An 8138-nucleotide genomic window follows, 5' to 3' on the forward strand; every position below is an offset into this window, starting at 1 on the left:
AATTCAGGAGAAAACAATGGCAACGATTGCCTTTATCGGCCTTGGCAACATGGGCAATCCGATGGCCGCCAATCTGGTCAAGGCGGGGCACACCGTGCAGGGGTTCGATCTCGTGCCTGAGAATCTCACGGTCGCCAGGGAGCATGGCGTAACTGTCATGGCTAACGCCGTTGCGGCGGTTAAAGGCGCAGATGTGGTCATCACCATGCTACCGGCCGGCAAGCATGTGTTGTCGGTCTACGAGGATATCGCGCCCAAGGCGAAGAAAGGCGCGTTGTTCATCGATTCATCGACCATCGATGTAGACTCTGCGCGCAAGGCCCATGCCATTGCCGCCAAACACAACCTGCCATCGATTGACGCCCCGGTTTCCGGCGGCACCGGTGGCGCCACGGCCGGCACACTGACCTTCATGGCCGGCGGCTCCGATGATGCTTTCGCGGCCGCCGAGCCGGTCCTGAAGCCGATGGCCGGGCGCGTCGTCCATTGCGGCGGCGACGGTGCCGGACAGGCCGCCAAGATCTGCAACAACATGATCCTCGGCATCTCGATGATCGGCGTCGCCGAAGCCTTCGTTCTGGCCGAAAAGCTCGGCCTGTCGCACCAGGCGCTGTTCGACGTCGCCTCGACGTCGTCGGGCCAGTGCTGGTCGCTCACCACTTACTGCCCGGTGCCCGGCCCCGTTCCGTCCTCGCCGGCCAACCGCGACTACAAGCCTGGCTTTGCCGCGGCGCTCATGCTGAAAGACCTGAAATTATCGCAGGAAGCAGCACTTGGCGCCGGCGCCGTGACCCCGCTCGGCGCCGAAGCCACACAGCTTTATGGCTTGTTCAACGCGCAAGGGCACGCCGGCGCCGATTTTTCCGGTATTATTAATTTCCTGCGCGGTAACCTGGCGTAAGCCACTGCTTTTCAAAGGTTATTTTCAGAATTTGCCGGTACGAAGCCGGCAAATTTAGATTTGCTTAAGGTCTCGCTAACTCACCGGTAACGATGTGCCTTTAAAACGGATTGCGAGGCGGACATCGCGTCCGCCCGGCGCTCCGGATCAGGTCTCGCGTACCGGAGCCCGTAAGTTTCGCAAGTATTCTTGTAGCGAAATGCCATGTGTATCTGGCAAAGCCGCGTTCCCGTCGGGACGCGGTTTTTGCGTTTCTGGGACATCGAAGATCGAGCGGGCGCCCCTGTTCGAAGAGCGCCCGAAGTCCAATTACCGCTTTTGCAAATCGGCATCCGCGAGGTCGAGCGCCTTGGCGATGCGCTCGCAGGCCATGTCGATCGTGTCGCGCGTCCAGATCAGCGGCGGCGACAAGATCATCGTGTCGCCCGTGGCCCGCAGCATCATGCCCTGCGCGACCGCATGGTCGCGCACGATGACCGCAGCACTTCCCGACGGCAAATAGCGTTCCTTGGTCGCCTTGTCCTTGACGATCTCGATCGCGCCCATCAGGCCGATCGAGCGCACCTCGCCAACTAGCCTGTGGCCGGCAAGATGCTCCTGCAGTGCTTGCGCGAAATATGGGCCGGTGTCGTTCTTGACGCGCTCGACCAATCCTTCGCGCTCGATGATCTCGAGGTTCTTGAGCGCCACCGCGCAGGCTACCGGATGACCGGAATAGGTGTAGCCGTGATAGAACTCACCGCCCTTGTCGACCAGCGTCTTGGCCACGCGGTCGCCGACCAGCAGCGCCGACAGCGGCTGGTAGCCGGAGGTCAGCGCCTTGGCGGTGGTGATGGTGTCGGGCTCGATGCCGAAAGTCTGTGCCGCGAACCACTCGCCGGTGCGGCCATAGCCGGTGATGACCTCGTCCAGCATCAAAAGCACATCGTATTTGCGGCAGATGCGCTCGACTTCCGGCCAGTAGCTCATCGGCGGGATCTTGACCCCGCCGGCGCCCATCACCGGCTCGCCGATGAAGGCGGCGACCTTGTCGGCGCCGGCTTCGAGGATCGCGTCCTCGACCGCCTTTGCCGCGCGGATGCCGAAATCATGGTCGCTTTCGCCGGGCAGCGCGAGCTCATAGGCATAGGGCATCATCACATGGACGATGTTGGGCACGGCGCCGCCGAGCTGCTTGTGCATCGGCTCCATGCCGCCCAGCGACGTGCCGGCAATCGTCGAGCCGTGATAGGCCGACTTCCGCGAGATGACGCGATTCTTCTCGGGCTTGCCTTCGAGCGCCCAGTAGTGGCGGACGAGTCTGAGCGCGGTGTCGTTGGCCTCCGAGCCGGACGAGCCGTAAAAAACCTGGCTGACATGCCGGGGCGCCAGCTCCGCCAACTTCTTCGACAACAGCACCGGCGTCGGCGTCGAGCACTTGAAGAAGGAGTTGTAGTAAGGCAGCTCCTTCATCTGCGCGTAAGCGGCCTCGGCCAATTCGTCGCGGCCATAGCCGACATTGACGCACCAAAGGCCCGCCATGCCGTCGAGGATTTCCGTGCCGTCGGCATCGTAGATGAACGGGCCGTTGGCATGGGTGATGATGCGCGAGCCCGTTTCACGCAGTTCCTTGTGGTCGGTGAAGGGATGAAGGTGATGCGCGGCATCGATCTGCTGAAGCTGCTTCAGCGAATAGTTCTGATAAGTCATGGATTTGATCTTTCCTCTTGAATCAATCCGGCAACGGCCGGGGCGGATTCGTCAGAGGAAGGCGGGCGGCGAATAACCGATGCGGGCGCATAGCCGCAACAGCTCGGCGCGAAGGGTCCGCGGTGACGGCGTCACCGCAACCCCGAAGGCGCCCGATGTGCTGATATAGACCATGACGGCAGCTTATGCCGCCTCGGGCCTGGAATTCAAGCCGTTCCGGTCAGCGCCCGCTGCAGGAACATGTAGCGCATCGCCGTCTGTGCCGCCTGCGGCCGGCGATCGCCGCGCCCGCCATGGCCGCCTTCGGTCTCCTCGAAGAACAGCGTCCTGCCGTGACCTGCCTCCTGCAGACGCGCCGCCATCTTGCGCGCATGTCCCGGATGGACGCGGTCGTCGGCAGTGGACGTCATCAGAAGCACCGGCGGATAGGCAACATTCGCCGCGACGTGCTGATAGGGCGAATAAGCGCCAAGCCAGGCCGCATCCTCCGGCTTCGACGGGTCGCCATATTCCGCCATCCATGAGGCGCCGGGCGGCAATTCCGTGTAGCGCAGCATGTCGAGTAGCGGCACGTCGATGATGACGGCGCCGAACAGTTCCGGCCGCTGTGTCAGCGACGCGCCGGTGAGCAGGCCGCCATTCGAGCCGCCCTGGATGCCGAGCTGAGCCGCCGTGGTGATGCCGCGCCGGACCACATCCTGCGCCACCGCCGCGAAATCGTCGAAGGCGTTCTGGCGCTTGCCCTTGAGCGCCGCCTGGTGCCAGGCCGGGCCGAACTCGCCGCCGCCGCGGATGTTGGCCTGGACATAGGCGTTGCCCTTGTCCAGCCAGAGCTTGCCGCGAATGCCGGCATAGCCGGGCAGCAGCGGCACTTCGAAGCCGCCATAGCCATAGAGCAGCGCCGGTACCGGCCCTTTCTGGTCGCGGCGCCGCACCACGAAATACGGGATCATCGTGCCGTCCTTCGAGCGCGCCTCGAACTGCTCCGAAACATAAGGCGAGGCATCGAAGCGGGCCGGCTGCGATTTCACCGTTTGCAGCGTCTCGCCATCGTCGTCCGACCAGATGATCGAGCTCGGCGTCAGGAAGTCGGTGAAGGAGAAAGACACGCTCGAACCGACACGCTCGACATGGCTGATGCCGACATTGCCGTTGTCGGGCAGCGCCACCGGCTTTAGCGACCAGCCATCGGCGGTGCGGTCGCAGGCGATGACCTTGCCGCGCACATTGTCCATCAGGTTGATGAACAGCCGCTCCTGCGTCCTTGCAAGCCCGGCGATCGAAACACGACGCGCCGGTTCGAGCACGGTTTGGAACGGACCGAACGCACCGGTGTCGATCCAACGGTCGAAATCGACCGAATAGAGTCCGTCGGGCAGGCAGCGCGTGCCGTCGGGCGCCGTCCACGGGCTGCGCACGCCGAAGATCAACTGGCCCTTGAAGATCGCCGTATCGGTGGCGTCGTCGGGCAGCGGAATGCACCGGTTCTCGCCCGAAGCCAGCCGCAGAAAACTATGCGAGGCGAAGAAGTCGATGGTCTTGCCGAGCAGCACATGCCGCTTGTCGCCGTCATATTCGACGCCGCCGCCGACCGCGAGGTCGTGCTTCTCGCCTTCGAAAATCGGGGGCGCTTCCTCGAGCTTGGTGCCGCGCCGCCAGAGTTTGATCACGCGTGGATAGCCTGACTGGGTCTTGTCTTCCTCCTCGAAAGCCGCCGAGACGATCACCGTGTCCCGGTCCAGCCAGGAAAAGCCCGACTTGGAGGCCGGTGCGCGAAAACCGTCATCGACGAAGGATTTCGTGTCGATGTCGAATTCGCGCATCTCGCTGGCGTCGCCGCCGTCCGGCGACATGTAGAGCAGGCATCGATTGAAATCGGGATAGAGCCGGCTCGCTCCACCGAACACCCATTTGACGCCTTCCTTCGCCGAAAGCTGATCGAAATCGATGATCGTCTCCCAGTCCGGCTTGGCGGTCTTGTAGGAAGCGACGGGCGTGCGGCGCCACAGGCCAAGCGCATTGGTCTTGTCCTGCCAGAAATTATAGACGTAACCGGCCAGCGCCGCCCCAACCGGCATATTGTCCTCGGCGGTCATCAAGTCGAGCGCAGTCTCGAATGCCGGCTGATAGGAAGGATCGCCCTGCAGTTCGGCGACAGTCTGCGCATTCTGGCGATGGACCCAATCGAGAGATTGTTTGCTGTTGCGGTCTTCCAGCCAGAGAAAGGGATCGTCCGCCGCCGATTCGGTCTGTGTTTTGGTCATCGTGCTGGTCATGCGGGTCTCCATCTCGCGGCCCCGCCTACATCGCGTTCGCTGCGTTGATATTCAAGAGCCGCGGCGGGACTGACTATAAAACCCGCCTGCGTACGACCGTCGTCGCCGCCAGCGCCGCGCAGATCGCACCCAGCGTGACCGGCAACCCCGCGGCGCCGATCACATCCATCACGCCGCCGGTGAGCGGCGGCACGATGATGCCGCCGAGGCCCCACATCAGCGAGAAGGCGGCGTTGCCCGCGACAAGCGCCGAACCCGTAAAACGCTCGCCGAGCTCGATGATCGACATCGTGTAGATGCCGTAGGAAACGGCGCCCCAGATGAAGACGCAGGCCCAGATCAGCGGCGTATCGATCAGCGCCGGCAACAGCACGCATCCAAGGACGGTCACAGCCACGCAGCCAAAGCGCACCAGGCGCGCCGTCAGCTTTTCGGCAAGCAGGCCGAGCGGCACCTGCATGGCGATGTTGCCCGCGATCATCACCGAAAGCAGCGCCGACATGCGTGCTTCGGCAATGCCGTGATGCGTGCCATAGACCGGCAGCAGCGCCAGTATCGCCTGTTCGAAACCGGCCGCGACGACAACCGCCGACAGAAGCAGCCAGGCCAGCGGTATGAAGCCCAGCACCGAAACCTTGTTTTCGGCCTCTTCGACCTTCGGCAATCGCCGCACCACGACCGCGAGGCAGGCGCCACAGAACAGGAAGGCGAAGATGCCGACCAGGAAAGGCGGCCAGCCTTCGGTGCCGACGGCGAGCAGGCAGAGCGGCCCGGCCGCGAAGCCGGCCGAGATGATGGTGGAATAGACGCCCATGACGCGCCCGCGCCGCGCCGGGGGCGCCAGCGCGATCACCCAGATTTCGCTCAAGACATAAAGCGGGTTGGTCACCACGCCGATCAGGAAGCGCAGCGGGAACCACAGATAGACATCCTGCATCCAGCCGATCAGCGCCAGCACCAGCGCCGAGAGCGCGGCGCAAATGAGCGCGGTCCGCCCTGCCCCGAACCGGTGCGCCAATCCCGGGATCAGCGGTGAAGAGAGGATGAACCCAACCGGCGTCATCGCCGCCGACAGCCCGATCACCGCAGGCGAAACGCCTTGCCGCTGCAGGATGAAGCTGAGCAGCGGATAGGAAAGTCCTTGCGCGATGGCGAACACTGACACGGTCGCGATCACGCCGGTGATCGCGGCCCACTGCACCGTCTCGCCGGTCTGTGATTTCGCCAGAGCCATCATTCCTGCTCCATTCGCCTGGAGGCTTAGCCGCTACCAATGACAGCCGTAAGAGCCAACCGGCGGCGAAAGCGCATATTCCAGCCACTTGCTGTCAGGAGCATCTGCGCTGCGAAGAACGGCCACCAGCAGCGCGTGCAGTCCAGCAATTGCCCCGGGTAGGAGCGGCAACTTGGCGAGCCAACCGCCTGCCCTTCCGGCATGTCGCTTCCCTCGCCCTAGTGGTCGCCGCCTCCTCACCGGCAACCTGGCCGCCAGTCCATTATGCCGCCAATTCGCATCCTCACGAGGCTTCCCATGACTGCCGCCCTCCATCCAGCCGAACCGACAGTGGCTACCGATCGCGCCCGCCGTGGCGGCCGCGCCGGCAAGCGCGCCGGCGGCTCGGCTGCCTTCGAGCAGCCCGCCTTCCGGCAGCTGAAGAACCCGCTGACGCCGACCAGGCTGGTCTCCGACGACGAATTGGAATCGATCCACCTCGCCTCGCTGCGCGTGCTCAAGGAAATCGGCGTCGACGTCCTGCATGATGAAGCCCGCCGCATCATGAAAGCACATGGCGCCGATGTGCGCGAAGGCAGCGAGCGCGTGCGCTTCGACAGCGACATGATCCTCGAGCTCGTCTCACATTGCCCGTCGGAATTCACGATGCATGCCCGCAACCCGGCGCACAATCTGCGTTTCGGCGGCAACAACGTCATCCTGTCGATGATGGCCTCGGCGCCCAACTGCTCGGACCTCGACCGTGGTCGCCGGCCCGGCAACCAGGCCGACTACCGCAACTTCCTGCGCCTGGCGCAGATGCACAACATCCTGCATTGCACCGGCGGCTATCCGGTGGAGCCGATCGACATCCATCCCTCGGTCCGGCACCTCGAATGCATCCGCGACCTCGCCATGCTGACCGACAAGGTCTTCCACATCTACTCGCTCGGCAAGGAGCGCAACGTCGACGGCATCGAGATCGCCCGCATCGCGCGCGGCATCAGCCACGAGCAGTTGCTCGAGCAACCGTCGGTCTTCACCATCATCAACACCAATTCGCCGCTCAAGCTCGACGTGCCGATGATGGAAGGCATCATCCAGATGTCGAGCAAGGGTCAGGTCGTCATCGTCACGCCGTTCACGCTCTCGGGCGCCATGGCGCCCGTCACCGTCGCCGGCGCGCTGGTGCAGCAGAACGCCGAGGCGCTCTCCGGCATCGCCTTCGCGCAGATGGTGAGGAAGGGCGCGCCGGTCGGCTATGGCGGCTTCACCTCCAATGTCGACATGAAGTCGGGTGCGCCGGCCTTCGGCACGCCCGAATACATGAAGGCGCAGCTCGTTGGCGGCCAGCTCGCCCGCCGCTACAACATCCCTTATCGCACGTCGAACACCTGCGCCGCCAACACGGTCGACGCGCAGGCGGCCTATGAAAGCGTCTTTTCGCTGTGGGGCGCCATCCAGGGCGGCGGCAATCTGATGATGCACGGCGCCGGCTGGCTGGAAGGCGGCCTGCGCTGCTCCTACGAAAAGACCATCCTCGACATTGATCTGCTGCAGATGGTGGCCGAATTCCTCACCCCGCTCGATCTCTCCGAGGACGCGCTCGGCTTCGACGCCATCCAGTCGGTCGGTCCGGGCGGCCATTTCTTCGGCACCCAGCACACGCAGGAGCGCTACAAGACCGCCTTCTACTCGCCGATCGTCTCCGACTGGCGCAACTTCGAGACCTGGGCCGAGGCGGGCTCGCCGACGGCGATGGAGCGCACCAACAAGGTCTGGAAGGAACGTCTTGCCTCCTACGACGAGCCTTATATGGATCCGGCGATCCGCGAGGAGCTCAACGACTTCGTCGAGAAGCGCCGCGCCGAAGGCGGCGCGCCGACGGATTTCTGATCGTTTTTGTTGGGCTGGATGAGCTGATCATTCGTATGGAATTGATGAACGGTCGACCCCCACAACCACCAGCCGTAACAAAACACCACAACCCCCCAACCACAGGGGATGCAGAGCGCGGGCGGATTTACCCCAAACAACACAAAACAACACCACCAGCGGG

5 protein-coding genes are annotated in these 8138 nt (G+C 63.7%); 2 read left to right on the forward strand and 3 right to left on the reverse strand.

Going from position 1 to position 8138, the window contains the following annotated elements; all coding sequences use genetic code 11:
• The first annotated feature begins 16 nt into the window (after nucleotides 1–16).
• Nucleotides 17–901 carry a 3-hydroxyisobutyrate dehydrogenase gene (mmsB, locus tag AC0L2L_RS07645; RefSeq protein ID WP_473577264.1) on the forward strand — a complete coding sequence of 295 codons (885 nt, stop codon included), beginning with the start codon at nucleotides 17–19 and terminating at the stop codon, nucleotides 899–901.
• Nucleotides 902–1210: 309 nt separating this feature from the next.
• On the opposite strand, the gene AC0L2L_RS07650 is transcribed toward mmsB, so the two are convergent.
• From AC0L2L_RS07650 to AC0L2L_RS07660, 3 genes are all read right to left on the reverse strand, one after another.
• On the reverse strand, nucleotides 1211–2590 hold the full coding sequence (locus tag AC0L2L_RS07650) for an aspartate aminotransferase family protein (protein WP_473577266.1): 1380 nt from the start codon (nucleotides 2588–2590) through the stop codon (nucleotides 1211–1213).
• 206 nt (nucleotides 2591–2796) lie between these two features.
• On the reverse strand, nucleotides 2797–4866 hold the full coding sequence (locus AC0L2L_RS07655; protein WP_473577268.1) for a prolyl oligopeptidase family serine peptidase: 2070 nt from the start codon (nucleotides 4864–4866) through the stop codon (nucleotides 2797–2799).
• Between the two features lie 73 nt (nucleotides 4867–4939).
• On the reverse strand, nucleotides 4940–6100 hold the full coding sequence (locus AC0L2L_RS07660) for an MFS transporter (RefSeq protein ID WP_473577526.1): 1161 nt from the start codon (nucleotides 6098–6100) through the stop codon (nucleotides 4940–4942).
• Nucleotides 6101–6397: 297 nt separating this feature from the next.
• On the opposite strand from AC0L2L_RS07660, the gene AC0L2L_RS07665 reads away from it, so the two are divergent.
• Nucleotides 6398–7975, forward strand: coding sequence for a trimethylamine methyltransferase family protein (locus AC0L2L_RS07665; protein ID WP_473577270.1), 1578 nt, complete (start codon nucleotides 6398–6400; stop codon nucleotides 7973–7975).
• The last annotated feature ends 163 nt before the right edge of the window (nucleotides 7976–8138 follow it).

Source organism: Mesorhizobium sp. WSM4832, assembly GCF_055811115.1.